Origin of the sequence: Leptotrichia sp. oral taxon 221 (assembly GCF_018128245.1) — a bacterium.
GTDB lineage: Bacteria > Fusobacteriota > Fusobacteriia > Fusobacteriales > Leptotrichiaceae > JABCPH02.
In genome coordinates this window covers 1270775-1288799 of the sequence record NZ_CP072378.1, presented here as the reverse complement: position 1 = coordinate 1288799, position 18025 = coordinate 1270775, and the positions used below count along the sequence as shown (strand labels likewise).

The 18025-nt window shown below is 27.8% G+C and carries 22 protein-coding genes; 21 read left to right on the top strand and 1 reads right to left on the bottom strand.

The features are described 5' to 3' along the window. Window positions 1–173 precede the first annotated feature (173 nt). The 14 genes from mreC to rnmV all read left to right on the top strand — a co-directional run bounded on the left by mreC (window position 174) and on the right by rnmV (window position 11178). The gene (gene mreC, locus J4863_RS05755) at window positions 174–1076 is read left to right on the top strand and encodes a rod shape-determining protein MreC (protein WP_211617847.1); all 903 of its coding nucleotides are present in this window, start codon (window positions 174–176) and stop codon (window positions 1074–1076) included. 91 nt (window positions 1077–1167) lie between these two features. Then, window positions 1168–1689, top strand: a complete 522-nt coding sequence (locus J4863_RS05750; RefSeq protein WP_249111478.1) for a hypothetical protein — start codon at window positions 1168–1170, stop codon at window positions 1687–1689. 78 nt (window positions 1690–1767) lie between these two features. Beyond that, window positions 1768–2448: a DNA repair protein RecO gene (gene recO / locus J4863_RS05745; RefSeq protein WP_211617845.1), complete on the top strand. Its 681-nt coding sequence runs from the start codon at window positions 1768–1770 to the stop codon at window positions 2446–2448. Further along, window positions 2449–2919 (top strand): PTS sugar transporter subunit IIA, encoded by a 471-nt coding sequence (locus J4863_RS05740; protein ID WP_211617844.1) that lies wholly within the window; start codon window positions 2449–2451, stop codon window positions 2917–2919. It abuts the gene before it with no gap. 6 nt (window positions 2920–2925) lie between these two features. Further along, window positions 2926–3402: a transcriptional regulator NrdR gene (nrdR, locus tag J4863_RS05735; protein ID WP_211617843.1), complete on the top strand. Its 477-nt coding sequence runs from the start codon at window positions 2926–2928 to the stop codon at window positions 3400–3402. A gap of 134 nt (window positions 3403–3536) precedes the next feature. Next, complete coding sequence (locus J4863_RS05730) at window positions 3537–3809, top strand: septum formation initiator family protein (protein ID WP_211617842.1); 273 nt, start codon at window positions 3537–3539, stop codon at window positions 3807–3809. A 48-nt stretch (window positions 3810–3857) separates the two neighbouring features. Beyond that, a complete protein-coding gene (locus J4863_RS05725) occupies window positions 3858–4370 on the top strand; it encodes a hypothetical protein (RefSeq protein WP_211617841.1) in 513 nt (170 codons plus the stop codon). Between the two features lie 16 nt (window positions 4371–4386). Then, entirely contained in the window at window positions 4387–5832 is a 1446-nt protein-coding gene (locus tag J4863_RS05720; RefSeq protein ID WP_211617840.1) for a serine protease, read from the top strand. Between the two features lie 37 nt (window positions 5833–5869). Continuing rightward, a complete protein-coding gene (locus J4863_RS05715; protein WP_211617839.1) occupies window positions 5870–7036 on the top strand; it encodes an ABC transporter permease in 1167 nt (388 codons plus the stop codon). Continuing rightward, window positions 7029–7733 (top strand): ABC transporter ATP-binding protein, encoded by a 705-nt coding sequence (locus tag J4863_RS05710; protein ID WP_211617838.1) that lies wholly within the window; start codon window positions 7029–7031, stop codon window positions 7731–7733. The genes J4863_RS05715 and J4863_RS05710 overlap by 8 nt, the downstream gene beginning before the upstream one ends. Before the next feature lie 18 nt (window positions 7734–7751). Then, window positions 7752–8831, top strand: coding sequence for a DNA polymerase IV (dinB, locus tag J4863_RS05705; protein WP_211617837.1), 1080 nt, complete (start codon window positions 7752–7754; stop codon window positions 8829–8831). A gap of 3 nt (window positions 8832–8834) precedes the next feature. Beyond that, window positions 8835–8984, top strand: coding sequence for a hypothetical protein (locus J4863_RS05700; RefSeq protein ID WP_211617836.1), 150 nt, complete (start codon window positions 8835–8837; stop codon window positions 8982–8984). Window positions 8985–9027: 43 nt separating this feature from the next. Beyond that, window positions 9028–10521 carry an aminoacyl-histidine dipeptidase gene (locus J4863_RS05695; protein ID WP_211617835.1) on the top strand — a complete coding sequence of 498 codons (1494 nt, stop codon included), beginning with the start codon at window positions 9028–9030 and terminating at the stop codon, window positions 10519–10521. Window positions 10522–10620: 99 nt separating this feature from the next. Beyond that, window positions 10621–11178: a ribonuclease M5 gene (rnmV, locus tag J4863_RS05690; RefSeq protein ID WP_211617834.1), complete on the top strand. Its 558-nt coding sequence runs from the start codon at window positions 10621–10623 to the stop codon at window positions 11176–11178. 88 nt (window positions 11179–11266) lie between these two features. Here rnmV and hpf read toward each other — a convergent pair whose 3' ends face one another. Beyond that, window positions 11267–11587: a ribosome hibernation-promoting factor, HPF/YfiA family gene (hpf, locus tag J4863_RS05685; RefSeq protein ID WP_211617833.1), complete on the bottom strand. Its 321-nt coding sequence runs from the start codon at window positions 11585–11587 to the stop codon at window positions 11267–11269. Between the two features lie 240 nt (window positions 11588–11827). On the opposite strand from hpf, the gene J4863_RS05680 reads away from it, so the two are divergent. The 7 genes from J4863_RS05680 (at window position 11828) to thyA (ending at window position 18016) form a co-directional block, all read left to right on the top strand. Further along, complete coding sequence (locus J4863_RS05680; RefSeq protein WP_211617832.1) at window positions 11828–12193, top strand: Rid family detoxifying hydrolase; 366 nt, start codon at window positions 11828–11830, stop codon at window positions 12191–12193. Between the two features lie 90 nt (window positions 12194–12283). After that, window positions 12284–13801: a cardiolipin synthase gene (gene cls, locus J4863_RS05675; RefSeq protein WP_211617831.1), complete on the top strand. Its 1518-nt coding sequence runs from the start codon at window positions 12284–12286 to the stop codon at window positions 13799–13801. Window positions 13802–13813: 12 nt separating this feature from the next. Continuing rightward, window positions 13814–14899, top strand: coding sequence for a tRNA pseudouridine(55) synthase TruB (gene truB, locus J4863_RS05670; protein ID WP_211617830.1), 1086 nt, complete (start codon window positions 13814–13816; stop codon window positions 14897–14899). Window positions 14900–15006: 107 nt separating this feature from the next. Beyond that, the gene (locus J4863_RS05665) at window positions 15007–15732 is read left to right on the top strand and encodes a glutamine amidotransferase (RefSeq protein ID WP_211617829.1); all 726 of its coding nucleotides are present in this window, start codon (window positions 15007–15009) and stop codon (window positions 15730–15732) included. A 198-nt stretch (window positions 15733–15930) separates the two neighbouring features. Beyond that, the gene (gene ruvC, locus J4863_RS05660) at window positions 15931–16506 is read left to right on the top strand and encodes a crossover junction endodeoxyribonuclease RuvC (RefSeq protein ID WP_211617828.1); all 576 of its coding nucleotides are present in this window, start codon (window positions 15931–15933) and stop codon (window positions 16504–16506) included. 112 nt (window positions 16507–16618) lie between these two features. Then, window positions 16619–17086 (top strand): tRNA (cytidine(34)-2'-O)-methyltransferase, encoded by a 468-nt coding sequence (locus J4863_RS05655; RefSeq protein WP_211617827.1) that lies wholly within the window; start codon window positions 16619–16621, stop codon window positions 17084–17086. A 60-nt stretch (window positions 17087–17146) separates the two neighbouring features. Next, window positions 17147–18016: a thymidylate synthase gene (thyA, locus tag J4863_RS05650; RefSeq protein WP_211617826.1), complete on the top strand. Its 870-nt coding sequence runs from the start codon at window positions 17147–17149 to the stop codon at window positions 18014–18016. The last annotated feature ends 9 nt before the right edge of the window (window positions 18017–18025 follow it).

The following is an 18025-nucleotide window of genomic DNA, read 5'->3' as shown; positions in this document are numbered from 1 at the left end:
AATACAATTTATTTTACTACAAAAGTTGATAAATATCAAATGAATATTTTCAGAAAATAAAATAAAAAAAACTCAGTTTAAAGTCGTTTCTACATTTACAAAGTGATAAAAATATAGTATAATACTAACTAAAAGTGATTTAAGAAATAAGAAATGGAGGATATTGAGTAAGAATGGGTATAGGTAAATCTCCTAAAAAAAATCTAGGTAGAAATGTATTAATTATTGCAATTTTAATAACAGTTTTATTTGCTTTCAAAAATAGATTGGCATCGACTTTTAAATTTGCAGATGGAATGACACAGGCAGTCAATTTTAGGCTTGCTAAAATGAAAGGAATGCTTTATAAGCAGACGTTAAAATTTAAGTCAAGAGTGAATGATATAAGTTATATAGATGAATATGTGGAAAGAAATAAAACAAGAGATTTTGAATTACAAAAAAATAAAGTTCAAAATATGGAATTAGCAAATTTAAAAATCGAAAATGAAAAATTAAGACAAATGTTGGAAATGAGAACGAAACAACCATCTGAGTATATTGCAGCAGATATAGCTTTAGTTGAAAATGGAAGTTCTTCAGACACAATATACATAAACAAAGGTAAAAATCAAGGATTATCATTAAATTTACCAGTAATGTATGACGGTTATCTAATTGGAAAAATTTCTAAAATAAATGATGAATATTCAGAAGTTATGTTATTGACAAGTAAAAAATCTAGAATGAGTGTAGTTGTAAATGGAACAGATATGCAAATTTTAAGAGGAAATGGAAACGGAACTTTTTCAATCTTGAATTATAATGAAAATGTAAATGATAAAACAGTATTCAATATAGAAACTTCAGGAGTGAGCGATATTTTTCCTAGAGGTATAAAAATTGGAGCGTTTAAAATTAGAGATATAAATGCATTTAAAAAAATGAAGGAAATGAGATTTAAACCAGCATATAATGTGTTTGATATTCAAAGTGTATTAGTGTATAAATGGAGTACAAATACTTTAAATACAGAGATAAATAAGAGTGTTGAAGAAGAATTTAAAAAGAATAAAGAAACATCACAGACAAACTAAAGAGAAAATGAATTGAAATGTGCTAAAATTACAATTAACCAAATAATTATAGAGGTGATAAAGGATGTTAAATGGATTAAAAAGGATTTCAATGGGAAAAAAATTAGTAGCAATATTTTTACTAATATCAGTATTTTCTTTTTCTAAAGATTTTTGGGAAAAGAGAAATTTTACAGCTAATGTATCAGAATCGTTAACAATTAATGGATCGAAAAAAACTAAAAGATACATTATGTCGTATCATAATGGTACAATGAAGTTACAAATTACTGCACCAAGCGTAAACAAAGGTGAAATATACACTTTTACAGGAAATAGTAAAACTATATATTATCCTTCATTAAAACAAACAGTTAAACAAAAAATACAAAAAGATGAAGCAGATATTTTAGGTGTATTCAATAAATTAAGTAAATTAACTTCTAAAAAAACACAAACTAAAGGGAACGATACATTTGTTTTCACAAATAACTGGTTGACTTCAATAAAAAGTGGTGGAGTGACTGTTGGATTTAGTGATTATAAAAAAGTTGGAGAATATACATATCCTACAAAAATATTTGTAACAGATGGTAATTCAAGAGTGGTTTACTATTTATCTAATTTTAAATAGAAATAAAATCATATATTTTTGATTGAAATATGGTTGTGAAAATTGAAAAATTAATTGAAAGATTATAAAATATTAATTATGAAAAAATTAAAAGTAAAAGGATTAATATTGAAAAAGAAGGAAGTAGGAGAAGCAAATTTACTAATAACGATTTTTAGTCAGGAATATGGGAAGTTAGTAGGAATGGCATATGGAATTAGAAAATCAAAAAAAAGGAATGTTGCTTCTTTGAATCCTTTAAATATAGTTGAAATGTTAATAACTGAAAAAAATAATTATCACATTATTGATGAGACAGAAACTATAAAAGTTTTTAATAATATAACTAAAAATATTGAAAAATTAGAAATAGCACTGTATATTTTAGATAGTGTTGAGAAAATATATGATTTGAGTTATGAAAATCATATATTTTTTGATAAAATTTTAGAAATTTTAGATTATATTGATGGAATTAAAAGTATGACAGAAGAATATAAATATTATATTGGTGTATCATTTTTACGTAGAATAATGATTGAGCATGGAATCTACGATAAAATGGAATTGAAAGAAATTTTAGGTGAAAGATTAGGAAAAGTATACGATAATCTAGTAAAAATAAATGGGGAAAATTCTAATAATTTGGAAAAAATTCAAAATGAATTAAAAAAATATTCAAAAGCGTTAAAGAGAATTACATATTTTTTTGAAAAATATATAAATATAAATTTACAAGTAAATTTAGAAATAAAAAAATTCGTTGTGGAGGGAATATAAATGTCGACAAATAGCATTACTGATTACATTAAAGTACAAACAATTAATTTAGATTTAAAAGGAAAAACTAAAAATGCTGTAATTAAAGAGCTTTATGAAGGTTTAAAAGAAACAAATGTAATAAAAAATCCAGAATTAGGTTTGAATGATATTTTTTCGAGAGAAGAAATGGGTACCACAGGAATTGGGAAAGAAGTAGCAGTTCCCCATGCAAAAACAACAACAGTAGATGAGTTAATCATAACTATAGGAATTTCAAAAGATGGTGTTGAGTATGGTACACTAGAAGGCGAAAAAGAAAAAGTGAAAATAATTTTTATGTTCTTATGTCCAGTTGATGATACAAAAGAATATTTGAGAGTTCTAGCAAGAATTTCTAGAGTGATAAAAGAAGATAAATTTAGAGAAAATTTATTAAAGGCTAAAACTCAAGAAGAAATTATGGAAATAATTAAGAGTGAAGAGGTTTAAAAATATATGAAATGTCCATATTGTGGTAGTGATAATACTAAAGTTATTGATAGTAGATCTTATTCGGATGGAAATTCGATAAAAAGACGTAGAGAGTGTGAAGAATGTCAAAAAAGGTTTACGACTCATGAGAAAGTTGTAGATTTGACACTTTTTGTTATAAAGAAAAATGGAGAAAAGCAACTATATTCAAGAGAAAAGGTTTATAATGGGATAATTAGGGCTTTTGAAAAGAGAAATATAAATATGGAAAAGATTGAGGAAATTTTGGATAAATTAGAAAGAGAGATTTTGACGAAATTTTCTGGTGAGATTAAGTCTAGTCAGTTAGGCGATAAAATTGTTTCATATTTATTGGATTTGGATGAAGTAGCTTATGTTAGATTTGCATCAGTTTATAAAAAATTTGATAATTTAGATAGTTTTGTTAAAGAGATTGAAAAAATAAAAAATGAAAAAAATATAAAAGGAAAAGTTAAATAGTAAAATAATAAGTTAAAAATACACTGAAATATATTAAGTATAATAAAAATTAATTATTTAAAAGTTTTAAAGTTCTATTTTTATGAATTTTGTAAAAGTAATTTTGAATGAAAAAAAGGAGAGAAAAGAGAAATATGAATAAAAAAACATTTATTGGTTTAAATGCTTTCGTAGCTTTACTTTTGGCGTGGTTTGCTTTTCAAATGTATGATATAAATCAAAAAAAAGAGAAAGTAAAAAAAGAATTAAATGAAGTAAAGCAACAATTAGTTGTTTATGAAAATAAAAAAAAGACTTTGGAAGATAATCAAAAAAATCTTAATAATAGTGATAAAACAGAAAAATTAGCGCGTGAAGTTTTTAATTTAAAAAGGAAAGGGGAAACAACTTATAAAATCATTGAATAATCTAATAGAATAATTGAAAAAGAACTTTGTTTTTATAGGAGATTTATTATGGAAAATTTGTTTGATATGTCAACTTTTGAAAAAAATTTTGAAGATTATAAAATAGAAGGTGAAATTGATAAATATACTTTTAGGGCAAGTAAAAAATATATGATTTCATCGTCTATTTTTTTTATAGTACTAACGGGAACTGCTGTTTATTCGCTGTATAAACAGTTTATGGGATTGGAAAAAATGTCTGCAATAAAGATAATTTTAGGAGTAATTTTATTACTTTACGTTATTATTTCTACGGTAGTTTTAGTGGGATACAAGCTAACAGTTGATAAAAATGAAATTGCTAATTCAAGAGTACGAGTGAAATTATCTAATGTGAAAGCTCTTTTTGTAAAAATTGATAAAGTAAAAGGACAAAAATTTGAGCGTGTCTTGGAAGTGATAACAAAGGATAAAAAAAGTATAAAATTTATTTTGAATATTGATAATCCGTTATTATTTTTAAAACTTGTAGAAAAAAGATCAGGTGCGAAAATTGAGTTTGAGAATGGAAAAAAAATATAGGAAAATAGGAGGGAAAATGAAGATAAAAAAAATAATTCTAATGGGATTTTTTATGTGTGTGATGACTGTTTTTTCTGCTGAAAGTTCAGTTACTAAGGCATTAGTAAAAGTTTATGCGGCACATCAATCATACAATTATAGTGCACCTTGGCAATATGGTCAGAGTTTTAATTCTACGGCGACAGGTTTTATAATTGATGGGAATAAAATTATTACAAATGCACACGCAGTAATAAATACAAAATTTTTGCAGATAAGAAAAGAAGGAGATTCTAAAAAATATGAAGCTAAAGTTAAATTTGTGTCGGAAGAGTATGATTTAGCTTTAGTTGAAGTGGATGATAAAGATTTTTTTAAAGGGACGACATCGTTGACTTTAGGGAATTTGCCAAGTATTCAGGAAAAAGTAGTTGTTTATGGATATCCTTTAGGTGGAGATAAGTTGAGTACAACGCAAGGGATAGTTTCTAGAATGGAGCATAATACCTATACATTGACAAATGAGAGATTTTTGATTGGGCAAACGGATGCTGCAATAAATAGTGGAAATAGTGGAGGTCCTGTTACAAATAATGGGAAAGTAGTAGGAGTCGCTTTTGCAGGTATTGCGAATGCTGATAATATTGGATATTTTATACCAGTGAATATTTTGAAAAACTTTTTAAATGATATAAAGGATGAAAATTATGATGGTCCTCCGAGGTTAGGAATTCAGTGGAGTGCGCTTGAAAGTGTAGCACATAGAAAAATGTTGGGATTGCCTAATGATTCGAAAGGTGTGTTGATAAAAAAAGTATTTAAAAATTCACCTTTTGAGGGGGTTCTTCAAAAAAATGATGTTTTATTGAAATTGGATAATAAATGGATTGAATCTGATGGAACAGTTGAATTTAGACCTAATGAAAAAACGGATTTTTCTTATATTAATCAACAAAAGAATTTTGGAGATATGTTAAGTTATGAAATTGTGAGAAATAAGAAAAAAATGACTGGATCAGTTAAGTTGAATAGTAAAAATATTAGATATAGTGTTGTAACTGAAGTGAAAATTGAGACACCGCCTTCATATTTTGTGTACGGGGGATTGGTTTTTGAGCCATTAACAAACAATTATTTGACATTGTTGAAGGAATCGAAAGGTGAAGTACCGCCTGTTTATGAGAAAGAGGACACTTATAAAGATTATGATCAATTAGCTATTTTAACAAGTGTGTTGCCATTTGATGTGAATTTAGGATATTCTGAATTGGAAAATGTAATAATCTTGAAAATAAATGGTGAGAAATATAAAAATTTCAAAGATTTTGTTCAAAAATTGAGAAAAGTGAATTCGGAATTTGTGATATTGGAAACAGAAAATGGTGATGAAATTGTGTTGGATAGAGCAAAAGTTGAGGCACAAAAAGAAGATTTAATGAGAAATTATAATGTCACATCGGAAATGTCTGATGATGTAAGATAAAAATAAAAAATGATAGAAGGGAGAATCTAAGACAAAGATGGTAGAGTTTTTTATAGCTTGGAGACATGTTGTTGAGAGAAAATTTCAAAGTATTTTTTCTATTTTAGGAGTAGGAATTGCAGTTACAGTATTTGTTGTATCGCTTACGATTTCTAATGGATTGAATAAAAATATGATAAATACCCTTTTGACTATGAGTCCACATATTTTGGTAAAAAGTAGAAAAGATGCTTTTTTTGAAAATTATAATAGCGTGATTGACAGTACAAAGGGAATAAAAGAGGTAACAGCAGTTATTCCTCAAATTAATAGTCAGTCGATCTTGAAATACAAGGGATTTGCAAAGGGAGTTCTTGCAAAAGGAATGACAGCTGAGAATGTAAAAAAGGATTTAAAATTAAGAATTTTGAATGGGAATAATAATATTTCTGAATTAAATTCAGTGTTAATTGGGGAAGAATTATCGAAGGAAATGAATGCGAAAGTAGGTCAAGAGATAAGTCTAGTTTCTGCTGAAAATAAAGAAGTAAAATTGATTGTAAGGGGGATTTTTAAAACAGGTTTTTTGGATTATGATTCAAATTTAGTTGTGGTACCTTTGAAAACAATGCAAATTATGAGTGAAAGAGGAGAAGTTGCTACAGAAGTTGGAATTATAACTGCGAATCCTCAAAAGGTAGATAAAGTTTTTGAAGAAGTTAGAGCAAATTTGCCAAGTAAAGATTTTGGTGCGATAACTTGGAAAAAATTAAATGAAAATTTATTACATGCGGTTCAATTTGAAAAATATGTGTTAATTGCAATATTAAGTTTGTTGTTATTAGTTGCTTCATTTGCCGTGTCGGTTATTTTGAATATGATTGTTAGAGAAAAAATTAAAGATATTGGAATTTTAAAATCAATTGGATATACAAATTCTAATATTAGAAAAATATTCACGATAGAAGGGTTAATTATTGGAGTTTCAGGAATAGTATTTTCAATGATTTTTTCACCATTAGTGTTAATTCTATTAAAAGAATTATTTAAAATATATATGGCATCCGGAAGATATTATTATTTAGATGAATTACCATTGTATATTTCTTCAGGAGAAATCTCAACAATATATATTGTAACTTTCTTTATAGTTTTTATTTCTACAATTTATCCAGCGTCTAGAGCTGCAAAAATGAAACCTGTGGAGGCATTGAAATATGAATAAAAAGATTTTAGAATTGAAGAATGTGAGTAAAACATATAAAACGAAGGCAGAAGAAATTCATGTGTTAAAAAATATAAATTTAACATTTAACAGTGGAGATTTTGTGTCAATTCAGGGGAAATCTGGAAGTGGGAAAACTTCATTATTGAATATACTTGGGTTACTTGATGTTCCGACAAGTGGAGATGTTTTTATTGATGAGAAAAAAGTGAATATGAAGGATGAAAAATTAAAAAATATTTTGAGAAATAGAAAAATAGGATTTGTATTTCAATTTCATTATTTGCTTAATGAATTTACAGCACTTGAAAATGTTATGATGCCAGCGTTAGTTAATAAAAGTATGACAAAAGATAAGGCTAAAAAAAGAGCGAAAGAATTGTTAAAAATGGTAGATTTAGGTCACAGGATAAATCATAAGCCAAATGAATTGTCTGGTGGAGAAAAACAAAGAGTGGCAATTGCTAGGGCGATGATTAATAATCCTGAAATGATATTGGCTGATGAACCAACAGGGAATTTGGATACAGAAACTAGTAATGTGATAAATGAGTTATTTAAAAAGATTAGTAAAGAAGAAAATCAAGCGATAATAATTGTTACACATAGTTTGGAATTAGCGAATATGGCTACATATAAATATAAAATTGAAAATGGTGAATTTAATATGATTTTACCGACATTGAGTACATATTAAAATTGTGGATTGAATGAGATGAATAAAAAAATATATTTGCATTATGATATGGATGCTTTTTTTGCATCAGTGGAGCAGAGGGATAATCCTAGGTTACGAGGAATACCAATAGCTGTTGGGTATGGAGTGGTGACGACAGCAAGTTATGAAGCGAGAAAATATGGTGTGAAATCTGCAATGTCTGTAGTGGAAGCAAAAAGATTATGTCCAAATTTGACTTTAGTTAGAATTGATAAAGAGAAATATTTTAGAATTGGAAAAGAAATTCAAAAATTAATAAAAAGATTTACGGATAAGTATGAATTTACTTCGGTGGATGAAGGATATATTGATATTACTGAGTTTATAAAAAATAATAATATAGAAAAGTTTGTTAGGAAATTTAAAGAATATATTTTTAAAAATGTGGGATTAACTTGTTCTGTTGGGATAGGTTTTAACAAGGTTAGTGCTAAAATTGCAAGTGATATCAATAAACCGAATGGATATTTTATTTTTTGGGATAGAGAGCAGTTTGTAGAATATTTGAAAGACAAGGAATTAGGTATAATTCCAGGAATTGGAAAGAAAACTCGAGAAACATTGAAAATGTTTAAAGTTGAGAATGGAAAAGATTTACATGGCTTTGATAAATTTGATTTGATAAATAAATTTGGTAATGTAAAGGGAGAGTTTTTGTATAATGTGGTTAGAGGGTTGCATTTTTCTGAAATTAATAATGCTAGGAAAAGGCAGTCGTATGGAAGAGAAGTGACTTTTAACCATTCAATTAATGATGTTCTTGAATTGGAAGATGAATTGAGAAAGCAATCGAAAATATTGAGTGAGAAATTAAAAGAGAAAAAAGAATTTATAAAAACGGTTACATTAAAAATAAGGTATTCTAATTTTGTTACACATACAAAGGCAAAGAGACTAAAAAATGCAACGAATGATTATAAACAAATTGCTGATATGGCGATTGAAAGTTTTAGATCTTTAGAGAAAAAGAATGAAGTTAGATTAATTGGAGTTCAATTAAGTTCAATAACTAAAACGAATATTGTCCAGTTGACATTTGATGACTTGGAATTTATGAAAAAGAAAAAAGAGGAGTAAAAAATGGAATTTTATAAAAAATTAGTAATTAAAATATTGGAGAGGAGTTCGCTAGGAGAAGATAATCCGTTATTGAAAAAATTGAAGTCAGGGTATGATTTGTCTCAAAGGGAAATGACGGAGCTGGAGGAACTCTTTGATTCATTAATTTAGTAAAAAAGCAAAAAATATAGAAAAGCAGAAAGAAGGTAGAAAAATGAGTAAAGAAACAAATTTAGAAAATTTAGAGCCAAAAGGAGTTTTTCATTATTTTAGTGAAATTTCAAAAATACCGAGAGCTTCAAAAAAAGAAAAAAAAATAAGTGATTGGTTGTATAATTTTGCAAAAGAAAGAAATCTTGAAGTGACACAAGATGAAGTTTTGAATATATTTATAAAAAAACAAGCAACAAAAGGATATGAAAATTATTCACCTGTAATTTTACAAGGTCATATGGATATGGTTTGGGAAAAAAACAAAAATACAGATTTTGATTTTGAAACACAAGGAATTGAGTTAGTTGTGAAAGATGGATTCTTGAGAGCTAATGGAACTACACTTGGTGGAGATGATGGGATTGCAGTGGCGTATATGCTTGAATTGATGGATAGAAACGACATTGAGCATCCTGCTTTGGAAATGATAATTACAGTTGATGAAGAAGATGGAATGACTGGTGTAAATAATTTGGATTATAGTATTTTTACTGGAAAAACAATGATTAATCTTGATACTGAGGAGCATGGAAAAATTTATGTGAGTAGTGCTGGTGGAGGAAGAACAGTTACAGAATTAACGCTTGACACTAAAGAAATTAATCCTGAAAGTAAATTGATTACTGTTGATGTAAAAGGTTTAAGTGGAGGACATTCAGGAGCAGAAATTCACTGTGGATTTGGAAATGCAAATAAAATTTTAGGTGAGGTTTTGGATCATCTTAATAAAAAATATAATTTTTCTATAGTGAATATTGACGGTGGAGATAAAGTAAATGCGATTCCTAGAGAAGCAGTGGCTACATTGGCTGTAGATCTTAAAGATGAAACTGTTGAAGATGTAAAAAAATTGGCTGAATTGGCTTTTGAAAATATAATTAAAGATATGAAAATCATTGATAAAACGCCGATGATAGAAGTAGTTGAAGTTGAGAAAAAAGGTGATGAAAAAGGAGTTTCAGAAGCTGATTCAAATAGATTGATTTCATTGATAAATGAACTTCCAAATGGAGTTTTAGCTATGAGTAAAAATATTGATGATTTGGTGGAAACTTCAATAAATGTGGGTGTTATTAAGACTAAAAATGAAAATAGTAAATTGGTAATAAAAATTCAAACTTTACCAAGAAGTTCTGTAAATAAATCATTGGATGAAATTATGAAAAAAGTTATAGAAGTTTCTAAAAAATATGGAGCGGCTGTTAGAATTGATTCATCTTATATGTCTTGGGAATACAGAGAAAATTCAAGAATTAGAGATATTGCAACAGAAGCCTTTAAAAAGGTTGCGAATAAAGATCCTGAAATTAGAGCAATTCACGCAGGTTTAGAATGTGGAATTTTTGATGTGAATATAAAAGATTTGGATATTATTTCAGTAGGACCAAATATTTTTGGAGCACATACGCCTGAAGAAAGAATGGAAATTTGGTCAGTTAAAGAAACTTGGGATTGGTTATTGGAAATATTGAAAAATGCTAAAATTGAAAAATAAGATTTTATATAATGAAATTTGATTAGGATACTCCCGCTTTTATAAGTGGGAGTAATTTAAATAATGAAATTATAAATAATAAATGATTGAGGAAAATAAATGGAAAAATTAAAAATAAATGAGATTATTTTGGTGGAAGGGCGTGATGATGTAACAGCTTTAAAAAGAGTAGTGGATGCGCACATAATTGCATTGAATGGCTTTTCTGCTGTGAATAAGAAGACTTTGAAAAAATTGGAGGAATTATCAAAAACGAATGAAATGATACTTTTTACTGATCCAGATTTTGCTGGGAAAAAAATAAGAAGCGTTATAGAAAGTCGAATTCCTAAAATTAAACATGCTTTTATTAGTAAAAAAGAGGCTACAAAAGTTGATAACATTGGAGTTGAGAATGCTTCAGATGCATCAATTTTGGAGGCACTTAAACATGTGATTACGCATAGGGATGAGTCAACTGGAGGAAATCTCTTTAGCGCAAGTGATTTAATTGATAATGGGCTTACTTCAGGGAGCAATTCAAAAGAGAGAAGAGCAAAATTGGGAGATATTTTGAAAATCGGATATTATAATTCAAAACAGTTATTGAAAGCGTTAAATTCGTTTAATATTTCGAGAGAACAGTTTGAAAAGGCTATTTCAGAGATTGATTCATAAAAATTGTGATTTAAAATAAAAATAGAGCATTTCTAAGTGCTCTATTTTTTGGTTAACCAATATCAAATAATTTATAAAAGATCAAAGATTAACGAGTTCCTTTTTTGTTAAAATCTTTTTGTTTTTCTTTATATTTTCTAACTTGTCTTTCTAATTTATCAGATAATTCGTCAATTGCAGCATATAAATCGCTGTTTTCTGTTTCAACTTTTATTTTTGTTCCACTTGCATAAACTAATCCATCAGCTTTGTGAACATCCCCTTCAGATTTTGTAGTTTCTACTGATAAAACAACATCGACTTCTGTTATAGCTTCTGTATATTTAGAAATTTTTTGTATCTTTTCTTCAGTATAGTTTCTAATTGCATCTGTAACTTTCAATTGTTTTCCGCTAATAATGATTTTCATAAAATCACATCCCTTCATCTATGTCATTATTATTATACTCTATAAATTCTAGAAGTCAATAGCAAAAAATTATTTAATTTTAAAATTTATTTTGTAAAAAATAAACAAAAAAGAAATAATAAAAAAATGTTGATTATTACTGAAAAATTATGTTAAAATGAATTTGTAGAACTTTTAAATAAAAAAATTATTTTTTATTTTAGAGTGAAAATTTTTATTAAAAAATAGGAGGAAATATCGATGAAAAAAATACCAAATGCAGTGGGACCTTATTCAGCATATAGATTAGCAGGGGATTTTTTGTATATTTCAGGGCAAATAGCGATTAATCCAGAAACTCAAGAAATTGAAGAAACAACAGTTGAAGGACAAGCAAAACAAGTAATGGAAAACATAAAAGCAATTTTAGAAAATAATGGTTTAACAACAGCAAATGTAATAAAAACAACAGTTTTATTAGATAATATCGCAGATTTTGGAACAGTAAATGAAATTTATGCAGGTTATTTTTCAGAACCATATCCAGCTAGATCGGCTTTCGAAGTAGGAAAATTACCTAAAAATGCGTTAGTTGAAATTGAAACAATTGCTTATGTAAAAAAATAAGTAAAAATATTCATTAAAAAAATGTGAGTTTATAACTTTTAAAAGGAATTATAAATTCACATTTTATAATATTTTTAAAGGGAGAAAAGAATGTTTGGACACGGAGATACAGGGCTTATGTGGCTTATGTCAATTGAACATATACATTTAGTGATTTATATTTTTTGTTTAATAGCAATTTTAGTATCTGATAAACCGTCGTCAGCAATGGTATCATGGATATTTGCAATTACGGTATTTCCTGTGATTGGGATTGTTTTGTATTTATTGTTTGGGATAAATTGGAGAAAGAATAGAGCTATTTCCAATCGTGAAAAACAAGAGGGCAGATGGTTTAGAGTTAGGAATTTTTTGAAATATGATCCTGTTGATTTTTTCTTGGATGAAAAGTTTTTAGAAAAATCGTCATATCGTAGTATTGATAAGGAAAATATTAGTGATTCTGAAATTGAAATTGTAAAATTGTTGGCAACAGCAGAAAAAACGACGATTACGAGAAATAAATCTTATAAAATTTATTATTCGGGAAGGGAAGCGTTTGATTCAATTATAAAAGATATTAGTGAGGCGAAAGAAAGTATTTTGATGGAGTACTTTATATGGCGTTCAGATAAGTTGGGGCAGCAAATAAAGGATTTATTGGTAAAAAAAGCGAAAGAAGGCGTGAAAATACGATTGTTGTTTGATGGATTGGGTTCTTTTAGGGCAATTTCGAAAAAATATAGGAGAGAATTGTTAAAAGCAGGAATTGAATTTAGATATTTTTTAGATATTAAATTTGCATTATCAAAATTGAATTATAGAAATCATCGAAAAATGACGATAATTGATAGTAAAATTCTTCATACAGGTGGAATGAATTTGGGAGAAGAGTACATTACAGGTGGATCGAGATTTAATGAATGGAGAGATACTAATTTTAGAGTTGAAGGAGAATTAGTGATACAGTATTTGACGATTTTTATTACAGATTGGTTGAATAGTGGTGGAAAAAATGATTTTGAAACGATAAAATTAGATGAAATTGTTGAGAAAAATATTGTGAAAGATGATGAAAAATATTATTTAATGCAGGTTTCATCGAGTGGACCAGATACAGAATGGACATCTTTGAAATATTTATATTCAAAATTAATATCTAGTGCGAAAAGGGAAGTACTAATTCAAAGTCCATATTTTGTGCCTGATAGCGCACTCGTAAATCAATTGACAATAATGGCTTTAGCTGGAATTAAGATAAAAATTATAATGACGGGAGTTCCTGATAAAAAAATTCCTTATTGGATTGCAGAAACGTATTTTGAGGAATTGACTAATGCAGGAATTGAAATTTATAGATACAAAGCAGGATTTTTACATTGTAAAAATATCGTGGTTGATGGAGAATTTTCTACGATAGGAACTTGTAATTTTGATATGAGAAGTCTTGAGATAAATTATGAGATAAATTCAGTTTTTTACAATCGAGAAATTAGTCAAAATGTAAGAAATCAATTTTTTAAAGATTTAGAAAAATGTGAAAAGATTGAGAAGAAACAGATTGAAAAAAAAGCTTTTTGGAAAAGAATTAGAAATTCATTGTTTAAATTGGTGTCGCCAATAATGTAGGTGAGGAGGAAAATGAAAGTAAAAAAATTTGAGAAAAATGGGATAGTTCTCTTGAATAAAGAGAAGGGTGTCAGTTCGTTTGGAGCGATAAATAGGTTAAAATGGCTGATAAAAGCTAACAGAGTTGGACATGCTGGGACTTTGGATCCGATGGCTGAAGGATTATTGATAGTGATGCTTAACAATGCTACAAAATTTTCTGATGATTTGATGAAAAAAGATAAGGAATATTACGTAGAATTGGAAATGGGTTATGAGACGGATACTTATGATACAGAAGGGGAAATCACTAAAAAGGGAATTGTGAATGTTTCACAACATGAGATTGAAAGCGTGATTAATAGTTTTGTTGGAGAGATTGAACAGATGCCTCCAATGTATTCGGCAATAAAAATTAATGGAGAAAAGTTATATGATTTGGCGAGAAAAGGTATTGAAGTTGAGAGGAAAGCTAGAAAAATTCGTATAAATTATATAAAAGATATCAAAATTGATTTTTCAGAAAATAAGGTATCGTTTTATACGAGTGTAAGTAGTGGAACTTATATTCGTTCGTTAGTCAGAGATATTGGACAAAAATTAGGAACTTTTGCAACTATGACAAAATTAGTGAGAACTCAGATTGACAAATATTATTTGAAGGATGCTGTGACTTTGAGTGAGATAGAGAAATTGTTAGGGCAAGAAATTGTTGAGGAAAATAGAGATTTTGTTAAGCGACAAAAAATTGAAATGAAAAAAGATGAAAGTATTGAAGAGAAGATTTATGGGATTTTGGAAAATATTTTTGATAAGGAAAGTAATGTAAAACGAGAATTAAAAATACAGGAGATCATTAAATTTAAAGATATTGAAGAAATATTGGAATATAAAGAAATTGTTATTTCCAATGATAAATACTTGAAATTGAAAAATGGGATGACTGTATTAGTTGGGTTTAGGAAATTAGAAAATATTAAAGGTTATAGAGAAAATACAATTTTGAAAGTATTTGTTACTAATGGGAAGACTCAAAAGCGAGAATTTAAAGGGGTAGTGAAAATTATTAAAATAGGGTATGATAAGGTTTATTTAAAGAGAGATAAATATTTTTTGTAGAAATATTTGGATGAGAATTCATATTCAAAAAATAAAAAGAAAGGAGAGTGTGATTTATTTTTATAGAACAATCTAATTGATTAAAATTTATCACACATAACAGAAAAATGAGAGTACACATTTTACAACATGAAAGTTTTGAAGCTCCAGGATCATATTTGAAATGGGCAGAAAATAAAGGGTATGAAGTTACATTTTCAAAAGTATTTGAAGGAGATAAATTACCAGAAAATACTGAAGGGATTGACTTTTTATTTGTAATGGGAGGGCCTCAATCGCCTGCAACAAAATTGGAAGAATGTCCGCATTTTGATACAAAAAAAGAACAAGAATTTATAAAAAAATGTATTGATGCGAAAAAAGCTGTTGTAGGAGTTTGTTTGGGAGCACAATTAATTGGAGAGAGTTTAGGTGGAAAATTTGATCATAGTCCTGAAAAGGAAATTGGAAATTTTGCGATTGAATTGACAGAAGAAGGATTAAAAGATGAAAAATTAAGTCATTTTGATAGAAATAGAGAAATTGTAGGTCATTGGCACGGTGATATGCCAGGATTGGTTGAAGGTAGTGTTGTTTTAGCGAAAAGTGTTGGATGTCCAAGACAAATTATAAGATTTACTCCGTTAGTATATGGTTTTCAATGTCATTTGGAGTTTGATAGTGAAATTGTAGTTGAGCTAATTGCAAATGAAAAAAATTTAGAACAAGAATTTGAAAAATTTAGATATATCGAAAATCCAGAAGAAATAAAAAAATATGATTACACAGCAATGAATAAAAAATTGCATGAATTTTTGGATAAATTAGATATTGAATATAAAAATAGTTTATAATAAAATTTTGATTTCAAATAGTTTTGTTAACTAAAATAAGTTATTTGGAAATTTAAAAAAAGAAAAGTAGTCTAAATTTAGTTTTAGGCTATTTTTTTATTGTTTTTATATACAAGTTTATATTTTGACAAGAGGATTTACGTTTGAAAAAATGATGTATTTGTGATATAATATAACATCAAAATATTGAGGAGAAATATGAGAGTTTTAGGTATAGATCCCGGTACAGCTATTGTTGGATACTCAATCATTGACTATGAAAATGGGAAATATACAACATTAGATTACGGGTGTATTTTTACAGATAAATCGGAGGATATGCCAGTTCGATTAGAGCAAATTTATGATGCTTTGGAAAAGGTTATAAAATTGTGGAAGCCTACAGATATGGCTATTGAAAATTTATTCTTTTTTAAAAATCAAAAAACAATAATTGAAGTTGGACAGGCGAGAGGGGTTATAACTCTTGTTGGTCAAAAAAATAGATTAAATTTATTTAGTTATACGCCACTTCAAGTGAAAATGGGTATTGCAGGTTATGGAAGGGCGACTAAAAAGCAAATTCAGGAAATGGTAAAGTTGATATTGAAATTAGATGAAATACCGAAACCTGATGATGCGGCTGATGCTTTGGCAATAGCAATTACGCATGTGAATTCAAAAATTGGTTTTGGAGGATTTGAAAGAGGAGATAACGTTACTAAGAAATTAGATACTCTAAAAACTGATAGAATAAAATTGTCAGATTATAAAAAATTGATGAATATTAAATAATTAAATAAAGTAAAAATGCTAAAAAATGGCTTAAAAATGATATTAAGTTAAACAAAATCATAAAAATTGGAATATAGTAAATTAAGAAAAAAGGAAAGAGGGATAACAAAAAATGAATATAGTATTTTTAAATCCAGAAATTCCAACAAATACGGGAAATATAGGTAGAACATGTGTTTTAACAAATACGAAATTGCATTTGATAAAACCTTTGGGATTTTCATTGGAAGATAAATATATTAAAAAAGGTGGATTGGATTATTGGGAAAAAGTTCAGCTTTTTATTTGGGAAGATTTTGACCATTTTTATAAAGAAAATATCGAAAATAAAGATGCAAATTTATATTTTGCAACGACTAAAACAAATCAAAAATATTCAGATGTAAAATTTCAAAAAAATGATTTTATAATGTTTGGACCTGAATCGAGAGGAATACCAGAAGAAATATTGAATAAATACAAGGAATATAACATAACTATTCCAATGATTCCAATGGGAAGATCGATAAATTTAGCAAATTCGGCTTCGATAATATTGTATGAAGCATTGAGACAGAATGATTTTGATTTTTCGTTGTAAATTGAATGAAAAATATTTAAAAATAGAGTTAAAAATTTTGGAAGGAGGAGTTGACAAGAGATGAAACAATATTTGGATTTAGTGAAACATGTTTTGGAAAATGGAGTAAGGAAAGAAAATAGAACAGGAGTCGATACTATTTCAACTTTTGCATATACATATAAAGTTGATTTGAGTGAAGGATATCCTTTGTTGACAACAAAAAAAATGTATTTTAATTCGATGTTGCATGAGCTTTTTTGGTATTTGTCAGGAGAAGAGCATATTAAAACGTTGAGAGAAAAAACGAAAATATGGGATGCGTGGGCAGATGAAGAAGGTAGATTAGAAACAGCTTACGGAAGATTTTGGAGAAGATATCCAGTTCCAGAAGTTGCTTTAGATGGAGAAGTTTTTGCAGATGAGAATAATCCTTGGACAACGAGAGAAGAAAATGGACAATTAGTTTTTGATCAAATTCAGTATGTGATTGATACTTTGAAAGAATTGAAGATAAATCCTAATCATAAAAATGGTAGAAGAATGATTGTAGTTGCTTGGAATCCTGGGAATGCAACGATAAGTAAGCTACCACCTTGTCATTATACGTTTGCATTTAATGTTTTAGGAAATAAATTGAATTGTCATTTGACTCAAAGAAGTGGAGATATTGCTTTGGGAATACCATTTAATTTGGCTTGTTATTCGTTATTAACAATGATGTTGGCGAAGGAATGCGGTTATGAAGTTGGAGAGTTTTCTCATACGATAATTGATGCTCATATTTATGAAAATCATATTGAAGGATTGAAAGAGCAATTGACTAGAAAACCTTTAAAATTACCCAAAATTAAGATAGCAGACAAGCCATTTAATGAATTGACATTTGACGATATAAAATTGGAAGATTATGAAAGTTATCCTTTGATAAAATTTGAAGTAGCAGTTTAGTTTTTGAAA

Excerpts from the sequence above, each read along its gene's own strand:
- J4863_RS05720 (WP_211617840.1), top strand. The coding sequence starts at position 4,387 with ATGAAGATAAAAAAAATAATTCTAATGGGATTTTTTATGTGTGTGATG.
- J4863_RS05680 (WP_211617832.1), top strand. The coding sequence starts at position 11,828 with ATGAAAAAAATACCAAATGCAGTGGGACCTTATTCAGCATATAGATTA.
- J4863_RS05730 (WP_211617842.1), top strand. The coding sequence starts at position 3,537 with ATGAATAAAAAAACATTTATTGGTTTAAATGCTTTCGTAGCTTTACTT.
- J4863_RS05665 (WP_211617829.1), top strand. The coding sequence starts at position 15,007 with ATGAGAGTACACATTTTACAACATGAAAGTTTTGAAGCTCCAGGATCA.
- J4863_RS05740 (WP_211617844.1), top strand. The coding sequence starts at position 2,449 with ATGTCGACAAATAGCATTACTGATTACATTAAAGTACAAACAATTAAT.
- J4863_RS05695 (WP_211617835.1), top strand. The coding sequence starts at position 9,028 with ATGAGTAAAGAAACAAATTTAGAAAATTTAGAGCCAAAAGGAGTTTTT.
- dinB (WP_211617837.1), top strand. The coding sequence starts at position 7,752 with ATGAATAAAAAAATATATTTGCATTATGATATGGATGCTTTTTTTGCA.
- J4863_RS05750 (WP_249111478.1), top strand. The coding sequence starts at position 1,168 with ATGGGAAAAAAATTAGTAGCAATATTTTTACTAATATCAGTATTTTCT.
- J4863_RS05715 (WP_211617839.1), top strand. The coding sequence starts at position 5,870 with ATGGTAGAGTTTTTTATAGCTTGGAGACATGTTGTTGAGAGAAAATTT.
- nrdR (WP_211617843.1), top strand. The coding sequence starts at position 2,926 with ATGAAATGTCCATATTGTGGTAGTGATAATACTAAAGTTATTGATAGT.
- thyA (WP_211617826.1), top strand. The coding sequence starts at position 17,147 with ATGAAACAATATTTGGATTTAGTGAAACATGTTTTGGAAAATGGAGTA.
- J4863_RS05700 (WP_211617836.1), top strand. The coding sequence starts at position 8,835 with ATGGAATTTTATAAAAAATTAGTAATTAAAATATTGGAGAGGAGTTCG.
- J4863_RS05710 (WP_211617838.1), top strand. The coding sequence starts at position 7,029 with ATGAATAAAAAGATTTTAGAATTGAAGAATGTGAGTAAAACATATAAA.
- rnmV (WP_211617834.1), top strand. The coding sequence starts at position 10,621 with ATGGAAAAATTAAAAATAAATGAGATTATTTTGGTGGAAGGGCGTGAT.
- truB (WP_211617830.1), top strand. The coding sequence starts at position 13,814 with ATGAAAGTAAAAAAATTTGAGAAAAATGGGATAGTTCTCTTGAATAAA.
- cls (WP_211617831.1), top strand. The coding sequence starts at position 12,284 with ATGTTTGGACACGGAGATACAGGGCTTATGTGGCTTATGTCAATTGAA.
- ruvC (WP_211617828.1), top strand. The coding sequence starts at position 15,931 with ATGAGAGTTTTAGGTATAGATCCCGGTACAGCTATTGTTGGATACTCA.
- J4863_RS05655 (WP_211617827.1), top strand. The coding sequence starts at position 16,619 with ATGAATATAGTATTTTTAAATCCAGAAATTCCAACAAATACGGGAAAT.
- J4863_RS05725 (WP_211617841.1), top strand. The coding sequence starts at position 3,858 with ATGGAAAATTTGTTTGATATGTCAACTTTTGAAAAAAATTTTGAAGAT.
- mreC (WP_211617847.1), top strand. The coding sequence starts at position 174 with ATGGGTATAGGTAAATCTCCTAAAAAAAATCTAGGTAGAAATGTATTA.
- recO (WP_211617845.1), top strand. The coding sequence starts at position 1,768 with ATGAAAAAATTAAAAGTAAAAGGATTAATATTGAAAAAGAAGGAAGTA.
- hpf (WP_211617833.1), bottom strand. The coding sequence starts at position 11,587 with ATGAAAATCATTATTAGCGGAAAACAATTGAAAGTTACAGATGCAATT.